Origin of the sequence: Paenibacillus gansuensis (assembly GCF_042684925.1) — a bacterium.
Taxonomy (GTDB): Bacteria; Bacillota; Bacilli; order Paenibacillales; family DY6; genus Paenibacillus_N; species Paenibacillus_N gansuensis.
This window is the reverse complement of sequence record NZ_JBHUME010000005.1, coordinates 195869-217074: the sequence shown is the minus strand read 5'-3', so window position 1 is coordinate 217074 and position 21206 is coordinate 195869. Positions and strand designations below refer to the sequence as shown.

Below are 21206 nucleotides of genomic sequence, written 5' to 3'. Positions count from 1 at the left end.
ATGAGAAACCAATGACAGAACGCACGATCATTGCGCTCCATGGCTTCACCGCGGAACAGGAAGCAGCTATACGTGAGGCCGCTCCCGGCTGGAACGTACGATTTGGCCGGCCGAAGGACTTCACGCCGGCAGAATTGCAGGAAGCCGAAATTCTTTGCGGCTGGAGTCCCGATTATACGGAGCATTTGCTGCGCCAGCCATCCAAGCTTCGCTGGGTTCAGCTTTGGTCTTCCGGAGCCGATTACATGCCGCTTGATCAGTTGGAACAACGAGGTATTCTGCTGACGGACGCGTGCCATGTGCATCCGGTACCGATGGCGGAGACAGCCATCGGCATGCTGCTCATGCTGTCCCGCAACTTGCACCACGCGGTGCGCAGACAGTCTGAAGCAGTCTGGAAAAGCAGTCCCGTCTATACGGAGCTGCGCGGACGGACGCTCGCTGTCATCGGCGCCGGCGCGATCGGAAGCGAGATCGCGCGGCTGGCGGAGGCGTTCGGCATGCAGGTCATCGGCGTGCGCCGTTCCGGGCTTCCGGCTCCGCATGTCACAGACATGTATAAACCGGCACAGCTCGACGAGGTGCTCGCACTCAGCGACGCGGTCGTGAATGTACTTCCGTTGACCGCGGAAACGGAAGGGTTGTTCGATGTCGGCCGCTTCGCTGCGATGAAGCAGGGCGCCTGGTTTGTTAACGTCGGCCGCGGGAAGTCCGTGCGGACGGAGGCGCTGATGGAGGCGCTGCGCTCGGGGCATCTCGGCGGCGCCGGCTTGGATGTGTTCGAGACGGAGCCGCTTCCGCCGGAACATCCGTTGTGGGCGATGGACAACGTCATCCTCACTCCCCATATCGGCGGCGACACGGACCGCCTGAAGGAACGGGTAGCGGAGCTGTTCAGCGCGAACCTGCGGAGCTACGTAGAGCATGGAAAACCGTCGATGAATCTTATGGATTATAAGCTTGGGTACTAGTTAGCTGTTGTATACAGAATAGGTCAGATTGATAAAGGAGTATCCAGACATGCTGAAACTAGGAATCATCGGATTGGGCGACATCGCATGTAAAGCTTATTTGCCGGTGATCACGGCGCGAAACGATGTGGAGTTGGTGTTCTGTACCCGAAACAGGCAGACGCTGGAGCACGTCTCGTCCATGTACCGGATACAGAACAAAGCAGCTTCCGTTGATGAGCTGCTGCTGCACGGGATTGATGCCGCGTTTGTTCATACGGCTACCGAATCGCATCCTGAGATTGTGGAGAAGCTTCTTCGGGCAGGCGTTCATGTCTATGTGGATAAACCCATCGCCTACACGTATGCGGAGTCGCTTCGCCTCGTGGAACTGGCGGAGAACATGACCCTCATGCTAGCTGTCGGTTTTAACCGGCGGTTCGCGCCCATGGTTGCTGCCTTGAAGGCTGAAGATGAACGCCGGCTTGTGCTGATGCAGAAAAACCGCACCTACCTTCCCGGCGAGGTGCGCCGGTTCGTGTTCGACGACTTCATTCATGTCGTCGATACGGTGCGCTGGCTTGCTCCCAGCGAAATTACCGAGATGCGCGTCAAGGCGCTGCAGAAGGAAAGCCGTCTCCATCACCTCGTACTCCATCTCGATGGCGAAGGTTTCTCCTTGATGGGCCTAATGAACCGAGACAACGGCAAAAACGAAGAAACGCTCGAGGTCATGTCCCCCGGCAACAAGTGGGTCGTCCATGACCTGAACACGACCTCCCGCTTCACCGGCGGCGAAGAGCGGCTGCTCCGCTTCAAGGACTGGGATCCGGTCCTGTACCGGCGCGGTTTTGTACAAATCATCGACAGCTTTATCAACGATGTCCTCCGCGCCCGTCAGGCTGTTCAGGGCAGCAGCCATGCCGCTGATGCAGGCGGAAGCGGCGCTGCCTCCGGCACGTCCATCTCCCCTCGGGACGCTTTGGAAACGCATCGGATCTGCGAATGGATTGTGGGAGAGTTGAGTAACAAGTAGCCTCGGTAGGAATTAAAAGAAATTACTGCCTCTAATTTCCATGATTTTCTCTATACAAACTGTATAAGTAACATTTCTTCCTCTATTCCCTCGGTTTTCAGTCAAAAACAGCTAAATTAGGTGGAGTAAGAGTAATCTATTCCCTTATTTGATGTTTTTCAGGAAAATCAGCTGGAATAGAGGAAGTTTTCTCCTTTAGCGAAAGTGAAGGATGTTATAAATGCAGGATTTACCTCACCAATCCAAATTCACCCTTGCCAGCTCATATTTATGGACACGCTCCCCTTTTCCGGCAAGTAAGGGCTTAAGCATACCTTGTTGACATAATCTTTTCAGAATAAGTCTTGCAGTTTTCGGAGTTACATTTAAATGAGCAGCTACTACCCGAGGTGTTACAATACCGGCCGATCTATACGCAAGCCTGACTACTTCTTTTTCCTCTAAACGGGATTTTGTTGTGGATTTGTCCGCCGCTTCAAACTGGTTCAACATCATTCGCAGCAAGGTGATACATAAATCAGGGCGTTTTTCTACATCGTCGTATGCAAAAGAAATGATTCGGTAGCCGATCGATTGCAGAAAAGTTTCACGGTTAACCTCGCGGCAAAAGCCCCGCCTGTCCAAGTCCCTCACGTGAGTCGCATAACCTTTGATTAAAATCACTAATTTAACCTGCCCCGATATCCACAAAAAGTCAGCATAATAAGGTCGCCCTCTCCAATCCATTACTTCAAATTCCGGATGCAGATCGCGCAGATGTCCCCTTAAAGGCCACCAAACCTGCTGCAAAAATAGGATCTCCCCATGTCCGTGACCTCTTTCCAGTCTACCCTTATGCTCCCCCGTCCTGCTTGACAAATGTTCCTTTAACCACTGTGCATGAGTATCCGCAAACGACATCTTTTAACCTCCTCAGCATAAAAAACGCCCTATCTCTCCTAAATAGAGAAACAGGACGTACTTCGTCATATCCATAGTATACTTTTTTTGGGAGTGCATAAACAGTACTTGTTTCACCCTCCATCCCCACGGGTACTAGGTAAGAAATTGATATAAGACCAAGGAGATGGACAACATGGCGAACAAATCGATTGTTACCTTAAAGCATGGAGATAGCTGGGTCAATGAAATTAACGGGAAACCGGAAGGTGCCGGGAAATATCCAACGCAAAAGGAAGCGATTGAGGCAGCGGTCGGCATTGCGAAAAGGCGGGGGCTGGAGCATACGATTCAGGGCGAGAACGGCCGGTTCCGGGAAAAGAACAGTTACGGTCACGATCCAAGGCACATTGAGGGGTAAGCGAGCTAAGACATACAACCGCCGGGCAGCCGCCCGGCGGTTGTTCGTGTACATCGGATCAACGGTCTATAAAGGTGCTATACAGCAAGAAGGCGGCAAACATCAGGATATAGGCTATGATCGCCCATCGGAGTACCTTTCTCCATCGTGACGGAAAGTCGGTCAGCTGCTTCGGCAGACGGTGCCCGTTCACTGTATCCACATGTTTCAGCGCATCGTTGAACCCCTCCCGGACATCCAGTTGCCGAGAGACAGGGTCCGTTTGCACACTCTGATGGATCGTTGCATCCTGAAAAGGGTTATATGGATCTGAGCTCTGACTGCTGCCTAATTCGGATTCCAACCCCTTATGTTGTACGTTGTCTTTAGCCACAACGCTCACTCCCTGCCAAAGTAATCAAGGTGCCGTTCCTACACTCGCCACTGCCCAGATGATACCGAATTTCTTCAAGTAAAACACATCCATCTCTCCCCCGGCAGCCTGTTCCCGGTACCCTTCGCTCGGAAGAAATAAATGGCCGTATTTCGGGTCGTTTCTGGTTGAATCGGGGATAAGAGCTGTTACGGCGCGGACCGGATGCCCCATAAATAAGATGTATCTTCGGATGACCAAGTCCGGAGAAAGCGAAGTGACGAACCACCCGACGATGATTACTGTAAAAAAAAGGAGAGCGCCTTTCTGATAGGAATTCATAGCAGCTTCTCTCCCCTACTTTAACCCGACAGCCTGATCATAGGCGTCAAATATTTTCCTGGCGATGGGCGCAGCGCCGTAGCCGCCATATCCGCCGTCGGGAACTACGACGGCCACGGCAAGCTTGGGGTTGTCAGCCGGTGCATAGGCGATAAATACCGCGTTTTCAATCGCTTTGCGGTTGCAGACATCCTGCTGGGACGTTCCGGTTTTGGAAGCTACCTGGTATGGAAACCCTTCAAACCCCTGTTTCTTTACGCGCTCCATCCCGTCCTGCACGATATCCCAATACCTTTTTGGAAAGGACACCGTGTTCAACACTTCGGCCTTATATCCGCGTACCAATGTCTGATTATCATTGGTAGTGATTTTCTCAACAAACTGCGGTTTCATCCGCTTCCCACGGTTCGCCAGCATCGCTGTATACTGAGCCAGCTGCAAGGCCGTATACCGGGCCTGCTGGCCGAAGGATGCCAAGATCATCGCTGATTGCGGAGAAGCCGCCTTCGCTTCATGGAAATAGTCTACAGTTCCGTCGCTTTCGTTCGGCAGCCCGCTTCCCGTCACAACCCCCAGACCAAACTGCTTCATATAGCGGTCCCAAACCTCGACGGATTTGCTTCCTTTATACTTCTGATACAGTTTATTGCCGACCATGGCGGCCATGAACGTGTTGGATGACTTTGCTATCGCCTCGGCAGGCTTGAGAGGTCCGTACGCATGGTTATCAGCGTTCGTCAGCTCTTCCGGTTTTCTCCCGTACTGGAATACCCCCGTATCTTGATAAGTGGTGCCCGGCGTGATGACACCTTCGGCCAACCCGACCAGCACGGTCAAAGGCTTCTGCGTTGATCCCAGCGGTAAGATTGAAGTCGGGTAATTTTTCAAAATGTTGTCCGGCCATTCCGACTTGGATGTTTGAATCGTGCCGTTGGACATCCGTTTCTGGAATTGCTTATACACAGCGGGGCTGATTCTGCCGGATTTCCAGATGTCCGGGTTATAATCCGGCATGCTGGCCATGGCCACTACTTTCCCGGTGTTTACCTCCATGGCAACTACGTAACCAGACTTGGCATTCGGCGCATATTGAAATTTGTTTCCATAAGAGCGGTTAATGACGTCAATGTGCTGAACGATGGCTTTCTCTGCTGCCAGCTGGACCTGTTTGTCAATGGTAAGGTGCAGATTATGGCCTTTTTGCGGAGGCTGCACCGTTACGGAACCGACAATATTGTTCACCGAGTTGACCGAGTAAGTTTTAAGCCCGTTACGCCCTCTCAATTCCTCCTGATACATCAGCTCGAGACCGTCAAAGCCTACATTCTCAATCATAAGGTACTTGTTCAGGGCATCGGACGAATCTTTGGCCTCTTTCAACCGCTTCTCCTTTTCCCTGTAAAAATCAATAGATCCTACCGCTGTATTATACGGACGCAGGTAACCGACCAGCTGTACGGCTACCGTGTCCGGATCATAATTCCGGATGCTCTCCTCCACTATTTCCACACCTGGAAGCTCGTCGCGGTGCTCCATCACATAAGCGATTTCCTCATTGCTTAGCTGCGATTTGATTCGTCTGGGTTCAAAAGCATAATTAAGAATGGCCTTCTCGCTTCCGTCAGCCTCTACGCCCGCATCCATCGCCTTCAGGACTTCCTCCTGCGTCATTACTTTCTCCCCGGCAGTATGGCGGCCGTACTTGTTGAATATACCGGACACGCGCTCAGCCAATGTTAAAATCTCTTCCCTTGGCATGCTTGTATCCAGCCGGTAATACAGCGACTGCGTTGAAGTAGAATAAGCGAGCGGATGGCCTGTCCTGTCCAAAATATTGCCGCGGATCGGCGGAATGGAAACGGATTTGCTGGTACGGCTGTCTTCCATCCGGGACATGGCCGGACCTTCCACAAACTGCAGCATGGCTAGGCGAAGGAGTAAAGCAGAAAAGATAATAAAGGCTGCGAAGAAGAAAAAATGAAGCCGTAACATATGATTCCTGCGTGCCGAAGCCTGCTCTTTGGACGGTTCGGTCTGAAATGCCTCCTTACATATATACCAAAATCTGTATATGTTCATTCTATTTTACTTCACGCCCGCGAACAAGAGACTAATTGCCCAGAAGCCGCCGTTGTGGTATAGTGGAAATCCTTAACTTACAAGGGATTCGATCACATAAGGAGGTAACTGATCTTGGAAGGAAAGACTCAAAGTGCCTTTGCAGAAGAGCAGCTGCAGCTCACCAAAACGGCAGCGGTGATGGATGAACAATTAAGCCGTCTGGAAGGGATGTCCCGCTATACAGGGCATGACTTTACAGAACAGGTGCTGGAGGAAACGAGAGAGGCCCGGCGGCGGAATTTGAGGTCCTCGCTGCATGAGCCTTATTTTGCGCGGATGGATTTTGAGGAACAAAGTCCGAAAGCAGCCGAACTCTCACCCCTCTATATTGGGAAAAAAGGCATCGACCACGAAGCGACGAACAAGCCGCTCGTGATCGATTGGCGCGCGCCGGTAGCAAGCCTGTTCTATTCGTTTACGGGGGGAAGCGCTCCGGCAGCGTATGACTGCCCGGAAGGGACGATCGAAGGCAAAGTCCATTTGAAGCGGAATATCGTCATCCGTCAAAGGGAGCTGGAGCGTGTAGTCGATACCTACTCCGGTGCAGACGGGGACGGGGAAGCCTCGGCAACGGATGAGTTCCTGCTGTACCGGCTGGGCGAAAACAAGGACAACAAGCTGCGCGATATCGTTTCTACGATTCAGGCCGAGCAGGATAAAATCATCCGCTCCCCGCGCCAGACCGCATTGGTCATTCAAGGGGTTGCAGGCAGCGGTAAAACGACGGTTGCGCTGCATCGGCTGGCCTTTTTGCTCTATCAATACAGGGAGCAGGTACGGGCTGAGCGGATGATCATTTTGGCCCCGAACCGGATGTTCTTGGATTATATTTCGGGCGTTCTGCCTGAGCTCGGTGTAGGCGACATTCAGCAAACTACGTTCCAGGACTGGGCGCTTGAGCTGCTGGAGCATGAAGTCAGCCTGGTGGATGCGGCAAAAGAACTGGAGCATTGGTTCGCTGTAAAGGCGGAGGATGCGGATCAGAATGAGATTACCCCCGGCCGTTTTAAAGGTTCGGTGGAATTTCTTGCTTACATCGATCGGTGCCTGGTCGGCATGGAGCGCCGGTTGATGCCGCGAAGCGAGTTTGAAGCGTGGGACACCGCTGTTCTTCCTCTCACGACGATTAACGAATGGTATACGAAAGAATATGCGCATTATCCGCTGGTCAAGCGAAAAGAACGCGTAGCCGCCCGGATGGAGCGCTGGCTGCAAATGGCTCTGGATCAGGTCAGAGACCCGAACCGGCGCAAAGATTTGAAGAAAAAGGCGGCTGCCCGGCTTAAAGCTTACATGAAAGAATGGGGCGATACGAAGCCTTTCAGCATCTATCTTGAGATTTTAGCACACGCCGACCGCAGTGACCTCGTTCCGGAAGAGCTCAAGAGCTATGTCCCCTCTTCTCTGGCTGAGGAATTATCCAAAAACGCCAAATCCCGAAAAATCCGCGAAGAGGACCTTCCCGCCCTCGTCTATATCCGGCACGCCCTGTACGGGGATGAAAAGCGGGTCAAATTCGACCATGTGGTTATCGATGAGGCGCAGGATTTCTCCCCATTCCAGGTGGCGCTGCTTAAGCGTTTCACAAGGGACACTTCCTTTACGATTCTCGGCGACTTATCACAGGGCATACACGGGTATAAAGGTATTCGGGCATGGGACGAATTTCTCAGCCTGTTCGATGAAGGGGAAACCGGGTACTACCAGTTGGACCGCAGTTACCGTTCGACGATGGAGATTATCGACTTCGCGAACGAGGTGCTGCTTCGGGGCAGCGGGGCGCCGCTCCTGGCCGTTCCGGTATTCCGGAGCGGTCAGGACGTAGGCGTCCACTACGCCGCGCCGAAGCAGCGGGGCGCAGAGCTCGCGCGGCTCGTGCGCGGGCTCGGTGAGACGGCGGCGAAGACAATCGCCGTCATCGGCCGCACAGCGGCCGCTTGCCGCGAGCTGCAGCGCGAGCTCGCGGCGGAGGGCATCGAGGCGTCGCTCCTCGATGCGAAGCAGTCGGCGTACGGCGGCGGATTGTCCGTCGTACCGGTGTACCTGGCCAAAGGCCTGGAGTTTGACGCCGTCGTCATCGCAGATGCCGACGAGCGGAACTACCGCGGCCGCCCGGCCGATGCGAAGCTGCTCTATGTCGCGTGCACCCGCGCGCTCCATGAGCTGCATCTACTTTACAGCGGCACGGTATCGCCGCTGGTCAAACAATAACCGCGCCGCGGGGTGTGCCGCCTGCTAATGCCATATTAAACAACCCCGGGGGGTCTCTCCCGGGGTTGTTCGGTTTGTCCATATGAAATCCCTGCAAAACATGGTTCCCAATCGCCTGCAACGGAGACTTCATGTAACGTTATTTCAGGTTTAACTCCAGCACCCAATCTTCTTCGTTTCCTGACGTTGGAGGAACGTAAACGCTGCCCTTGATCCCCGTTGCGTCCGCAGTCCTGCTGAAGCCGTCCCGGGGGCGTATCCACATTGCTTCGGTAATGTCCGCTTCCAGCAGAGGCAGAGCTATCTTAACTGGCGAACCTTTCGGGGTGTAAAACAAAGCCCGCGTCCCGCTTCGCATGCCGCAAATATAACCTCCTCCTTCGACGGTGGAAACAAGTACACCTGGTTCGCATGGACGAAACACCTCTCCGGTATCGTCAGCCTGTACAAGCATCTTCAATAGCTGCAGCTGGTTCGCCCCCGGCAGATGAAGAGCCTCCTTCCAGGGAATAGAGGAATAGCAGATCGGGAGCCGCCGCTCATCCCAAAATTGCCACACGTCATGGCAGCCGTAAGTAAAGCCGCATGCGCCGGAGAATACAGACCAGTATGCGGACTGGCGGACATCATATTCGTTAAAAAAACCAAGTTCCGGATTCCAGTTGACCGGGTGATGCTCGTATCTCGGTTCTGCCTCGAGAGTCGGTTTAGGTGGGGTAAGCGCATAATCCCTTCTGGTATATTCATAGGAAGTCGCCTGGTCCCGCTCAAAATGGTAACTTCCCGATAAATTGAAATCCAGCCAGTCCTCCTGATGAAAGTAAATGGATGAGCCGACACACACATGAAATGAGATCAGATGGGTGCCCCCATCGCCTTCCCGAAGACCTCTCGCCATCTCGCGCCACAGCTGCTTCAACTCCCCTGTAGGGTCATTGCGTTCATGGTAGTCACGGTCGCCGCCAAGTATCCAAATGATACCGGGCATGTCACGGTAACGCTTCCCCAGCCACAGTCCGTACGTATAAGCCCGGTCGTAAGCTTCCGTTGTTCCTTGGCCCTGGTATACCGGATGAAAAATCCGCGGCCCGTCTCCCGGTTCCAGTACTTTGTCTCCCCAAGTCGGAAGCAAGCCAATATATATACCGTATGCACCCGCAAGCCGGACTACCCGGTCCATATGTTCAAAATACCGTGCATTCGGCCTCTTCGGATCCTCATCCTTAAGCGGCAGCTCCCCATAGGCATTAGGCGTGCGGATCCCATCGTGTTCAGCCAGTGCAGCGGCCAGCAGGACATTAAAACCCTGCGCCTTCCTGACTTTCATATAATACTCCGCGTCCTCGAGCGTCAACCTGTGAAACAGCTCCCATGCTGTATCGCCGAGCCAGAAAAAGGGCTTGCCGTCTTCCGTTATTAATCTCCTGCCGGATTCATGCACGAGCAGTCTTTGCATAGGTATTCCTCCCTCTTGTCGATCCCAAAAGAAACATCTGGCGGCCGTACCCATTAGAGAACGGATCAGATCCACCTGCTGAGCATGCAGAAATTCGTGGCAAATGCATCGGTTCGTTTGCAGCCGAATCTAATTAGGTTTAATTTTCTTACTATGTACTATTGTGCTGGCTTAAGTCCGCGTTAGAAATGATGCAATTTTGATAAAATGAAACTTTGTTAGCCAATTCGCCATTTGCGGGATTGGATGATGCAATTGCGCAAATGGTAGGGACGGGGGCTGCCCTGTATGCAAGTTACATGCGTAACTTGAACGGCAGTATAACATCCCTAATTTCAAACAACAGATTGCTCGCCGCAAAATGAACAGCAATCCGCTCCTAACACAAAAATGGGATGCCCTTAGAGGTATAAGCTACCTTTAGGGCATCCCCATCTTTTAAACTGTGTCCTTGCTCCATCAGTGTCAGGCTTGCTGGTTACCGGTAACACCCTGAAAAGCAAAGCTGAACGTATAGCTCCTGTTTGCATAAAGCATAAACTCACTGCTAGGAAGCGCTCCCCAGCTGTTGTCTCCGCCTACGCCCATTTGCTTGTAATTTACTCGGACTACGGTTTTATCGGACGCCGGCAGCTTATGAGGATGGTCGTAAGCCTCCAGCTCGAACGGCGTATAAGGCAGTGCGTTCAGTTCGAACGCAGGCAGCCCCGTAAATTCGAGCCCGACCCCGGCCGCATTCGTAATGGAAGCGCTTCGTACGTCCGTCTTGTTGCCGCACTCCTGCGGTCTCAGATACAGCGTAAACTGGTCCGCCGTTTTCCCTGCATACCGGCCCAATCTGGCGCCGGTATTCCGGTCCCAATAGTTCTCATGCGGTCCACGACCGTACCATGTAAGGTTTTCGAAGGAGGCGTCCAGCTCCAGCATCATTCCGATTTCCGGAATCTCCGGCAGGCCGGCACCCGGCACCAGCTCTTGGATCACTTGAACTTTCCCGTCGGCAGCTATGCGATAATCGAATGACAAGGCCGATCCGCCCTCCAGACTATACCTCACCACTACGGTGACCGAACTTTCCTCCGCTTTCCACCGGAACTCTCTCAGCTTCCGGGAAGCGCCCGCTTCGCGCCAGATTACTGTCCGCTTCGCATGGCCGTTCCCCCTGTCGTTATCGGTGTACGCACGCCAGAAGTTAGGAACGGCTGGTGCGCGCAACAACGATGTGCCCTCAAAAACATAGGAATCTATAGCCCCGTGCTCCAGACTGAAAGTCAGCTCGAATCCGCTGCCGGAAACTTTAAGGTTGCGCTCCGTCACTTCTGTCTGCAATGTACCGGCAGGAGCAGCAAGCGATTCTTCAATTATAACAGCTGCATTCGCCGGTACGATAAACTGCTCGTAAGCAACCTCGTGACCCTTTTGCGCCCAAGCGGTATCCTGTTTCAGTACAAGTGAGATCGTCAACACGTGTTCTTTGGAACTGTCTCTGGCTTTCGTATACAGAGAGGACAGATCAAGCTCTGCCGTTTCCCCCGGAGCTGCGCTTACTTCAAGCATCCCCCGGGAAGTTTCCACACCGTTCTCCAGCCACTGCCACTGCAGATCATACTCTTCCAGATTTGTAAACAGGTTCCCGTTCCAAACCGAGAATTTGCCTGCTTCGGCATCTAGGGCGGCAAATCTCGCATTTTGGTAGCACTTCTTCACTTCCATCAGTTTCGGGGAGACAGTCGCGTCCGCAAAAACCAGGCCGTTTCCGCAGAAATTGCCGTCATGCGGGGTTTCCCCGAAATCGCCGCCATAGGCCATATATTCAACGCCGTTCTCATCTTTGGTACGGATCGCCTGATCAATCCAATCCCAGATGAACCCGCCCTGCAGCAAAGGATATTTGTGGAACAGCTCCATGTAAATATGGAGGCCGCCGCTCGAATTCCCCATTGCATGGCTGTATTCGCACAGGATGAACGGCTTTGTATTCCCAACCCTGATATACTCTTCCAGCATATGCGGCGTCGAATACATCTGGCTTTCCATATCGGAAGCCGCCTCGGAAGCGCGCCATTGGAACAGGCCTTCGTAATGCACAAGCCGTGACGGGTCAGATTCCCGCAGAAAATCATGCATTTTGATAAAATTATCCCCGCCGAACGATTCATTTCCTAACGACCAGATGATGACGGACGGATGGTTTTTATCCCTCTGGAACATCGAGTTAGCCCGGTCCAGCACGTTCTCCGTCCACTCCGGTTTCGAGCCGGGAACGGTGTCTCCTTCGATCTTTTGCCCATAGGACCAGCTGCCGTGCGTTTCCATATTCGTTTCGTCAATGACATAAAGGCCGTATTCATCGCATAGCTCATACCATTTCGGATGATTCGGATAATGGGAGGTGCGCACCGCATTAATATTATGGGATTTCATGAGCTTCACATCCCGGACCATGTCCTCATAAGAAACCGCGCGCCCGTGATCGCAGTTGAATTCGTGGCGGTTAACGCCATTGAACAGGATGCGCTGACCGTTAATTTTCATCAAGCCGTCCTGGATTTCAAACTTACGGAAGCCGATTTTGCATGAAACGTACTGAATGGTCTGCCCCTGCCCGTTCTGCAATTCCAGCACAAGAGTGTAAAGGTTCGGGTGTTCGGCACTCCACAGCTTCGGCTGCGCAATATGTTCCTGTCCCCGCCTATTGTATTTTCCATACGATTGGCTGATAACTTCAAAGGAAGCAAGGGGATCCGTTGAACCGGCTTCGTATAACGAAGCGTGGACAGCAAGTGTATCAAGCCCTCCCTGCTCCTCATAATCCAGAACCTGAACGTCAACCTGCAGCTGTGCATGCCGGCACTCGTCGTCCAATTCGGTTTTTACAAAGAAGTCATACATATGCTGTTCCGGCGCGGTATACAGGTACACATCCCGGAATATTCCGCTCATCCGCCAAAAATCCTGATCCTCCAGCCAACTGGCGTCGCACCAGCGGTACACTTCCACGGCCAGTCTGTTCTCGCCTTCCGTCAAATAAGGAGTGAGGTCAAACTCCGCCGGAGTAAACGTATCTTCACTGTACCCGACCAGCTCCCCGTTGAGCCAAACGTAGAAAGCGGATTCTACACCTTGAAAGCTGATGAACACGGGCTTGCCCTTCCAGGCCTCCGGAACGGTGAACGAGCGCACATAAGAGCCGACAGGGTTGTACTCCACCGGTGCAAAAGGCGCCTTCAGCGGTTCCCTGACCGACCAAGGGTAATTGATATTCGTATACTGCGGATAATCGTAGCCTTGGAGCTGCCAGTGAGCGGGCACTTTGATGTCATCCCATGTGTCGGTGCTGAAGTTATTTTTGTAAAAATCCTCCGGACGTTTCGCCGGATTCTCCGACCAGGCAAATTTCCAGGTACCGTTCAGGGAGTGGTAGGAAGAGGAAGATTCGAAATCCCCCTTAAGCGCTTCCTCAAGCGTATTGTAGCTGATCCATGTAGCATGAGCTTCAAGCCGGTTCAATTGAAAAATGTCAGGATTATTGTTCCACTCGGGATACCCGTTGGCAGGGGGAGTATATTTGAATTTGGATTTTGTTTTCAACATGAGCGGACTCTCCTTTTGATAGCGGTGTCATTATAATGTAAGCGTACCCTTTCAAGCCTGATGCGTCTATATAAGATTAAGGGTGGATTATATAAAAAAACAGAAGTTCGCTTGACAACGCTCAAAAGAAAAAGGCCGCTGGGCGGCCCTTATATTTAACACCTTAATGATAATAAGTAGCGTCGAACTCCTGGCCGCAAGGGCCTCCGTCCGGATTCGCCTCAAGCATGACTTCTTCCCCTCTGCTGTTATAGAGCGGACGGTAATGCGAGGAAATGCTTGCTGCCGAACTGTTGGCATAGTGGCAGATGAAGGCTCTGCGGAACCGGTCCTTCGTTTTGTTGCGGTACGAACCATGGATGAGGTTGCCGTTGAAGAACAGCACATCCCCTTTATCCATTGCGACGGGCATGGCTTTCTGATCTTTAGGCGGTTTTACATAGTGCGTAGTGAACGATTCTTGGGAATCCGCCACGTCGGGGCAGGAAATATCCAGCGTATTGGTTTTCGGAACGACCAGAAGTCCGCCATTCTCTTCGTCGGCTGCATCGATTGCTGTCCAAGCGGCAATACAATTGCCCGGCTCCACTTTCAGGTAAAAATTATCCTGGTGCAGCGCCTGTCCACGGGAGCCCGGCGGTTTGTAATAGTACATGCTCTGGGCTGCCAAGGGTTCTTCTCCGTATAAATCCGCCAGCACTTGGAGCACAGGCTGGTGAAGCATATACTTTCTGGCGGTCTCATTGAATCTGTGCGGATGCATCACCCGCGGGTACCGCTTCAGCGGATCGTCGTCGGCTTCCATATCGGGTTCAAAGTATCCGGGAACGGTCTGCTTCGAGATGTCCTCAAACGTCTCTACAATTTCACTGACTTGCTCTGTAGAAAACAACCCTTTAACGACTAGATAACCTTCCCTTTCAAAAAAATCCTTTTCTTCCTGTGTAAGTGTTATGCCTGTCTGCGTCATAGCCAATCCGCCTTTCTTCCACGATAAGTTAGATGATCTTCTATCTCCATCATAAAAGAAACCCCGATCCGCATGAAGTAACAATGATGCTCAAAACCTTAACAATCCTGCTGTCTTCGTAAAAAAACCTTCCCGTCGGCATAAGATCTCCGGCGGAAAGGTTTAAGCATTTATTTCATAAGCTTCCAGGCCATGTCGTTCAGGCGAAGTTCATTTCGGAACGCCAGAGGCGTCGTATTCTTGTCGATGATGACACATTCCAGTCCCGTCATTTCAGCAAAATCAACGAGCTGCTCCGTCGTCACCTCGTAAGAAAATCCGGTGTGATGGGCGCCGCCTGCCCGGATCCATGCCTCTGCGCCGTCTTTCAGGTTCGGCTGCACTTTCCAAAGCACGCGCGCTACCGGGAGCTTAGGCATTTCCTGCTGCGGCTGGACCGCATCCACTTCGTTGATCAGCAGCCGGAATCGGCTGCCCAAATCGATAATCGATGCGTTCAGCGCGGAGCCGGAGCGGCCGTCGAATACCATGCGTGCCGGATCCTCTTTGCCGCCGATGCCGAGCGGATGCACTTCGATCTTCGGCTTGCCGGCCGAGATCGTAGGGCAGATCTCCAGCATGTGCGCGCCCAATACCAGCTCGTTCGCGGGATCGAGATGGTAGGTGTAGTCTTCCATGAAGGAAGTGCCGCGGTTGCCCGCCATGACCTTCATGAGCCTTACGAGGGCGGCGGTTTTCCAGTCGCCCTCGCCGCCGAAGCCGTAACCGCTAGCCATTAGGCGCTGAACGGCGAGGCCAGGCAGCTGCTTGAGGCCGTGCAGGTCCTCGAACGTAGTTGTAAAGGCAGTGAATCCGCCTTCTTCCAGGAACGCGCGCAGGCCGAGCTCGATCCGCGCCTGGTAGCGGATCGCGTCGCGTACGGCGCCGTCCGCGCGTCCTTCCGGCGCGATTTCATATGTAGAGTCGTACTCGTCCATGAGCCGGTTGAGGTCCGCATCCGAGACGGCTTCAACCCGCTGCACGAGATCGCCGACACCATAGCCGTTCACGGACCATCCGAAGCGGATTTGGGCTTCCACTTTGTCCCCTTCCGTTACGGCGACCTGGCGCATGTTATCTCCAAAGCGGGCGACCTTCAGGCTGCGGCTTTCGGCGAAGGCTGCAGCTGTGCGCATCCAGCTTCCGATTTTGCCGCGGACTTCCGGGTCTTCCCAGTAGCCGACTACGATTTTGCGTGCAATCCCCATACGTGCCCCGATAAAGCCGTACTCGCGGTCGCCGTGAGCGGCCTGGTTCAGATTCATAAAATCCATGTCGATCGAGTCCCAAGGGATATCCCGGTTAAACTGCGTGTGCAGGTGAAGCAGCGGCTTATTCAGTTGGGAGAGGCCGGCGATCCACATTTTGGCTGGTGAAAAAGTGTGCATCCATGTGATGATTCCTGCACATTCATCATCGGCGTTGGCTTCAATACACAGAGTACGAATGGCTTCGGGTGTCGTTAGAACAGGCTTGAACACCAGCTCGTACGGAATGGCTTCATCCCCGTCCAATCCTTGCGTAATGGTTTGGGAATGGGCGTCCACTTCCTTCAGGGTCTCCGGTCCGTACAAGTGCTGGCTTCCGGTTACGAACCAGAAGCGGCTTGGTTTGATTTGCAGCATATGCGGTAACTCCTCCTTGGTTTAGTTGGCGTTCGAAAATTGCGCAGCAGGCTGCGAGGCTTCCTCTTTCATCGCTTTAAGGCGTTTCATCACATCATTGTCACCTCGTCCAAAATAATCGTACAAGCGGCTGTATTCCTGGTACAGCTTTTCGTAGACAGCCACATGCTCCGGAATAGGACGGAATGTTTCCTCCCGTACTCGGGCCATGCGTTCCGCCGCATCGACAATCGAGTCATAACCGCCCGCTTCCGCGCCGGCCGCTACAGCGGCAAACATCGCGGCTCCCAACGCTGGTGTCTGCTTCGACGCGGCGACTTTAATCTCGCGGTTGGTCACATCAGCGTAAATCTGCATGAGCAGCGCGTTCTTCTGCGGCAGTCCACCGCAGGCATACAATTCTTCGACGCGTACTCCGCTGTCGTGGAAGGCGTCGACAATTTTCCGCGTTCCAAACGCGGTTGCTTCAAGCAGCGTACGGTATATTTCCTCGGGCTTCGTGAGCAGCGTGCAGCCGAGCAGCAGCCCGGTCAAGTCCGTATCAACAAGCGTAGAACGGTTCCCGTTCCACCAATCCAGCGCCAGAAGTCCGGTTTGTCCAGGCTTGTAAGCCGACGCTTTCTGTTCCAGCCATTCGTGGACGCTGAGCCCGGCTTCCGCCGATGCCTCTTTCACATAGGCCGGAACCGCCTCTTCCACATACCATTCAAAAATATCTCCGACCGCGGACTGCCCCGCTTCATATCCGAAATAGCCCGGGATAATGCCGTCTTCCACTACCCCGCACATGCCTTCGACCTGCATCTCCTCTTCGCCCAACAGCAAATGGCAGATGGACGTTCCCATCGCCATAACCAGCTTGCCCGGAGTGGTTACGCCGACCGCAGGCACGGCGGCATGCGCATCGACATTGCCTACGGCCACCGCAATACCTGGAGTAAGGCCGATCAGTTCGGCCATTTCCGCCGTGAGCCCGCCCGCGTTCGTGCCAAGAGGAACGATGGTGCCGCGCAGCTTCGTAGCCGTCAGCTGCTCCAGCCGTGGGTCCAGCGACTTGAAAAACTCGCGGTCCGGATAGCCGTCCTGCTTATGCCAGATCGCTTTATAGCCCGCTGTACAGGAATTTCTAAGGACCGTGCCGCTCAATTTATAAATGACCCAGTCAGCCGCTTCCAGGAATTGGTCCGCTTGATCGTAAATATCCGGTGCCTCGTTCAGAATCTGCCACGCTTTGGCGATCATCCACTCGGAGGAAATTTTGCCCCCGTATCTTGGCAGGAAGGTTTCGCCCCGCTGCGCGGCGGTTTCATTGATCCGGTTGGCTTCTTCCTGTGCTGCGTGATGCTTCCAAAGCTTCACCCAGCTGTGAGGGTTGGCGCTGTACTGAGGCAGCAAGCACAGCGGCTCACCTTGCGCATTCACCGGCAGCATCGTGCATGCGGTAAAATCGATTCCGATACCGATGACATCGTCAGGTGAAATTCCGGACTGCTTCATCACTTCCGGAACGGAACGGCGGAGCACTTCGATATAGTCAGCCGGATGCTGCAGCGCCCAGTCATGTTCCAGCTTCACTCCGGAAACCGGCAGTACTTCATCGATTACCCCGTGCGGGTAAGGCGTTACATGATCCGCAACTTCCGTTCCGTCAGCCAAATTCACCAGTACTGCACGTCCGGATTGTGTACCGTAATCCACACCGATTGCGTATTTTGCTCCCATTTTGTAACACTCCTTTAGTTTAGTAATGCGGTTTTACGCCGATTATGAGGAAGATTGCCCGTAGTAGGCGTTCGCCCCATGTTTACGAAGAAAATGCCGGTCCAGCAAATCCTGGTCCATAGGCTGGGCATTGAAATTGAGCGCGTAAGTCCGGGAAGCGATCTTCGCCACTTCTTCAAGCACGACTGCGTTGTGGACGGCGTTGTGCGCATTTCGTCCCCAGGTAAACGGCGCGTGGCAGTGGACCAGCACTCCCGGCACCATATCGGGATCGAGATCGCGGAACCGCTCCACGATGACATTGCCGGTTTCGAGTTCATAGGCGCCTTTAATTTCGGCTTCCGTCATGGGACGTGTAACCGGCACTTCGCCGTAGAAATAGTCCGCATGCGTCGTTCCCAGCGCAGGAATTCCTCTGCCCGCCTGCGCCCAGCTCGTGGCCCAAGGGGAATGGGTATGCACAATGCCTCCGATACGGGGGAACGCCTTATACAGCACCAGATGTGTCGGCGTATCGGAGGACGGCTTCAAATCACCTTCTATCACATTCCCATTCAAGTCCACGACCACCATCTGGTCCCTGTGCAGATCCTCGTAGGGAATACCGCTCGGCTTGATGACAACATAGCCGCTGCTGCGGTCTATCGCGCTTACATTCCCCCATGTAAACGTTACCAACTTGTGCCGGGGAAGGTCCAAATTCGCTTCCAGCACTTCCTGCTTCAACTGTTCCAGCATGTGCATCCCTCAATTCTGCTCATATGTAATTTTCATTAGGGCTGGTTCCTTAGCTGCTGTAATTCAATTTATGACGTATTGTTGCCAGTATATCACTTGTACGTACATGTTGGCTATCACTTTTATGTAACAACATATCAGTATAGTTACGAGAGGGGATGCTGATTTTCGTATGAGTTGAAAAATGGGGCTTGGTTACAGGGTTAGTCAGTGCGGAAATTTTCGGCGGCATCACGCAGTTTTGTTCCTGCTATAGAGGGATCATGGGGGTGGATACTTCGCGGGTAAGCAGGCAGAAGCGGCCCCCCTATCAGGGGGCCGCGCTGCCCTGCCCCTGCTGCTCGTTCCGAGCTCGCAGCAGGGTAAAGCGGTTCGGCCGCACAAGGTGGGCCTCCCGCAGGCTGCGCGCCAGCAGCCCGCTGTCGATGCCGAGTTCCTCCGGCATCTCCGGAGCGCGGGCCGCGCGCAGCCAAGCCCGCATCCGTTCCGGCTGCGGCAACCCCCGCGCGGCGGCCGCCAGCTGCGCCCGCGCCGAACCCGGAAACAGGCGGCCGTCCTCCGCCAGTTCCCGGTAAACTTGCGCGAGTACCGCGCTGGCCGCGGCGACCTTCGCGCCGTGGAGCACCTGCCGCTTCCCCCGGCGCAAAAAGTCCATCTCCCAATAATGGGAGAGGTGATGCTCTGCGCCCGAAGCGGGGTGCGACTGCCCGAACAGCAGCATCGCCAGCCCCGACTGGATGAGCGATTCCATCAGGATGCGGATGCCCTGCTCCGTACGCCGGCCTATCTCCTCCGCATGGGCAGCGCAGGCTTCCAACGCCTCTCTTGTAAGCGATGCAGCCGCTTGGCAGTAAGGCTCACCCCCTGCTGCATGCCCGAATTCCCAATCGAACAGCGAGGTGTACTTGCCGAGCATGTCCCCGAATCCCGCTGCAGCTAGCTCCCCGGGGGCAGCGGTCAATACATCGATGTCCGCAAACAGGGCCTCGGGAGCGCAGGCGGGCACGGTGATTTTTTGGCCGCGGATGACAATGGGTGCTCCTTTGGATGTAAAACCGTCGACCGAAGGAGCCGTCGGTACGGAAAGGAACGGAAGCTGCAACCGGTATGCCGCAAAACGGACTATATCATGGATCGTGCCTGCCCCTGCCGCAATGACCGCCTGAGTTACGGATGGCTGTATCGCCAGCATCAGCTGAACGATCGAGGCTTCATCAGCAACAACATCTCCTGCAGCATTAGGAGAGATCACGCAAACCGCAGCATCAATACCCTCTTCTTGCAAAACCTGTTCCAGTTTCCGCCCCGCAGCCTCATAGGTATGGTCGTCAACGCACAGCACCACCCGCTGATACTGCCTCTTAGCCATGTAGATCGCAGCTTGTTGTAAAGCATCCCTGCTGATCACGATCGGATCGATCGCAACAGGTTCATGCCGGCCGCAGCTGCAGGTTTCCGCAGCCTTCCTGACCTTGCTTATCTGCTCGTTCATGAGACCCTCTCCTCTTCCCTGTCATCCAACCGATAATTCACCTTCGACCAAAGGGACCCGGAACCGCTGGACTTTCTACGTTGATGATATCGATCTTGTAGATTCTCGAATAACCAGACTCGGCGGAAAAACGACATCGATGGGAGCGCCCGGGCCTGGACCGCTGCCGCTCATCATTTGCATAAGAAGCTCAGCCGCGCGAATGCCCAGTTCCGCTTTAGGGTGGGAGACCGATGTCAGCTTGACTTCCGTAGCCGTAGCGAGCATCGAATCGTCAAAGCCCACAATAGATAAGTCCTCAGGCACACGTAATCCGGCCTTTCGGACCGCATCCAGGAGCAGCACGGCCAGTTCGTCATTGTAACAGACCGCCGCTGTCGGACGATCCGGCCCTTCGAGCAGCGCAAGCAGAGCATCCATCGTTTTTGTGGCCTTCTCTTCCGTAGCATAGTGAACGACATACTCCGGATGAAGCGGCAATCCATATTGGCTGTGCGCTCTCCTGAATCCTTTCAGCCGGTTTACCCCCTGGAGGTCATCGGTTTTGAAAAAACCGGCAATCCGGCGGTGTCCTCCCTGTATCAAATGCTCCGCGGCCAGAAAACCTCCGGCATCGTCGTCCATTTTGACACAAGCACATTCCAGCTCGGCATACCGCTCATTGATCATGACATAAGGGATTCCGTTATACTCCAGCGACAAAAACAGATTCAGGTTCGGGTTCCCCTGCGCACTCCGCGTCGGCTCCACAATCAGCCCTTGAAGAGGCCTTCCAAGCAGGAGCTTCAAATTCTGCGCCTCTTTGTCCTTATCATTGTCCGTGCTCGACAGCATCAGTCCGTAGCCCCGTTCCCGAAGCACGGCCTCCGCCCCCCGTACGATATGCGGAAAAATGTAGTCCGATATATGCGTTGTCAGCATTCCGACCAAAGGCTGGTCCGCCGCGGGCTTGTTTTTCGGAGCCGACACGAATGTCCCTTTTCCCTGCAGCCTGTATAACCAGCCCTCCTGTTCAAGTTCGCCCAGCGCCTGGCGCACCGTTTGGCGGCTCATCCCGAACCGGCCTGCGATTTCGTTCTCCGAAGGCATCTGCTCGTCCGCTTTAAGCTGACCGGTGTGAAGCCAAGATAATATCTCTGATTTCAGCTGCATATACTTGGGGGCAGATTTACTTTTGTCTGATATCTTTCCTTGATCCGTTCCGCTTTCCTTCAATACCTACACCTCATATAGTACAAATCATGTTTGCTGTCTATTA

At 53.9% G+C, this 21206-nt stretch carries 16 protein-coding genes; 4 read left to right on the top strand and 12 right to left on the bottom strand.

The genetic code is table 11. From position 1 onward, the window contains the following. Nucleotides 1–11: 11 nt before the first annotated feature. Together ACFSUF_RS04920 and ACFSUF_RS04915 are read left to right on the top strand one after the other, a co-directional pair. On the top strand, nt 12–971 hold the full coding sequence (locus tag ACFSUF_RS04920) for a D-2-hydroxyacid dehydrogenase (RefSeq protein WP_377600721.1): 960 nt from the start codon (nt 12–14) through the stop codon (nt 969–971). Nucleotides 972–1020: 49 nt separating this feature from the next. Further along, entirely contained in the window at nt 1021–1986 is a 966-nt protein-coding gene (locus ACFSUF_RS04915) for a Gfo/Idh/MocA family protein (protein WP_377600718.1), read from the top strand. 234 nt (nt 1987–2220) lie between these two features. Here the strand turns inward: ACFSUF_RS04915 and ACFSUF_RS04910 are convergent, their stop codons facing one another. Further along, on the bottom strand, nt 2221–2886 hold the full coding sequence (locus tag ACFSUF_RS04910) for a hypothetical protein (RefSeq protein ID WP_377600716.1): 666 nt from the start codon (nt 2884–2886) through the stop codon (nt 2221–2223). A 175-nt stretch (nt 2887–3061) separates the two neighbouring features. Between ACFSUF_RS04910 and ACFSUF_RS04905 the strand changes: the two genes are divergently transcribed. After that, complete coding sequence (locus tag ACFSUF_RS04905; RefSeq protein ID WP_377600714.1) at nt 3062–3286, top strand: DUF2188 domain-containing protein; 225 nt, start codon at nt 3062–3064, stop codon at nt 3284–3286. A gap of 58 nt (nt 3287–3344) precedes the next feature. On the opposite strand, the gene ACFSUF_RS04900 is transcribed toward ACFSUF_RS04905, so the two are convergent. Genes ACFSUF_RS04900 through ACFSUF_RS04890 form a run of 3 tightly spaced genes read right to left on the bottom strand, consistent with a single transcriptional unit; the run spans nt 3345 to nt 5972 of the window. Beyond that, the gene (locus tag ACFSUF_RS04900) at nt 3345–3659 is read right to left on the bottom strand and encodes a hypothetical protein (RefSeq protein WP_377600712.1); all 315 of its coding nucleotides are present in this window, start codon (nt 3657–3659) and stop codon (nt 3345–3347) included. A gap of 24 nt (nt 3660–3683) precedes the next feature. Continuing rightward, nucleotides 3684–3980, bottom strand: a complete 297-nt coding sequence (locus ACFSUF_RS04895) for a hypothetical protein (RefSeq protein WP_377600709.1) — start codon at nt 3978–3980, stop codon at nt 3684–3686. 15 nt (nt 3981–3995) lie between these two features. Then, a complete protein-coding gene (locus tag ACFSUF_RS04890; protein ID WP_377600707.1) occupies nt 3996–5972 on the bottom strand; it encodes a peptidoglycan D,D-transpeptidase FtsI family protein in 1977 nt (658 codons plus the stop codon). Between the two features lie 201 nt (nt 5973–6173). On the opposite strand from ACFSUF_RS04890, the gene ACFSUF_RS04885 reads away from it, so the two are divergent. Beyond that, a complete protein-coding gene (locus ACFSUF_RS04885) occupies nt 6174–8312 on the top strand; it encodes a HelD family protein (RefSeq protein WP_377600705.1) in 2139 nt (712 codons plus the stop codon). Between the two features lie 139 nt (nt 8313–8451). On the opposite strand, the gene ACFSUF_RS04880 is transcribed toward ACFSUF_RS04885, so the two are convergent. From ACFSUF_RS04880 to ACFSUF_RS04845, 8 genes are all read right to left on the bottom strand, one after another. Beyond that, nucleotides 8452–9768 (bottom strand): apiosidase-like domain-containing protein, encoded by a 1317-nt coding sequence (locus ACFSUF_RS04880; protein WP_377600703.1) that lies wholly within the window; start codon nt 9766–9768, stop codon nt 8452–8454. 465 nt (nt 9769–10233) lie between these two features. After that, a complete protein-coding gene (locus ACFSUF_RS04875) occupies nt 10234–13362 on the bottom strand; it encodes a glycoside hydrolase family 2 TIM barrel-domain containing protein (protein WP_377600702.1) in 3129 nt (1042 codons plus the stop codon). Nucleotides 13363–13525: 163 nt separating this feature from the next. Further along, nucleotides 13526–14332 (bottom strand): phytanoyl-CoA dioxygenase family protein, encoded by an 807-nt coding sequence (locus tag ACFSUF_RS04870; protein WP_377600699.1) that lies wholly within the window; start codon nt 14330–14332, stop codon nt 13526–13528. Nucleotides 14333–14502: 170 nt separating this feature from the next. Then, the gene (gene araA, locus ACFSUF_RS04865) at nt 14503–15996 is read right to left on the bottom strand and encodes an L-arabinose isomerase (RefSeq protein WP_377600696.1); all 1494 of its coding nucleotides are present in this window, start codon (nt 15994–15996) and stop codon (nt 14503–14505) included. 21 nt (nt 15997–16017) lie between these two features. After that, entirely contained in the window at nt 16018–17718 is a 1701-nt protein-coding gene (locus ACFSUF_RS04860) for a ribulokinase (protein ID WP_377600695.1), read from the bottom strand. Nucleotides 17719–17760: 42 nt separating this feature from the next. After that, entirely contained in the window at nt 17761–18456 is a 696-nt protein-coding gene (araD, locus tag ACFSUF_RS04855) for an L-ribulose-5-phosphate 4-epimerase (RefSeq protein ID WP_377600691.1), read from the bottom strand. 310 nt (nt 18457–18766) lie between these two features. Then, nucleotides 18767–19948, bottom strand: coding sequence for a sn-glycerol-1-phosphate dehydrogenase (locus tag ACFSUF_RS04850; protein WP_377600689.1), 1182 nt, complete (start codon nt 19946–19948; stop codon nt 18767–18769). Between the two features lie 75 nt (nt 19949–20023). Then, nucleotides 20024–21100: a GntR family transcriptional regulator gene (locus ACFSUF_RS04845; RefSeq protein ID WP_377601730.1), complete on the bottom strand. Its 1077-nt coding sequence runs from the start codon at nt 21098–21100 to the stop codon at nt 20024–20026. Nucleotides 21101–21206 lie beyond the last annotated feature (106 nt).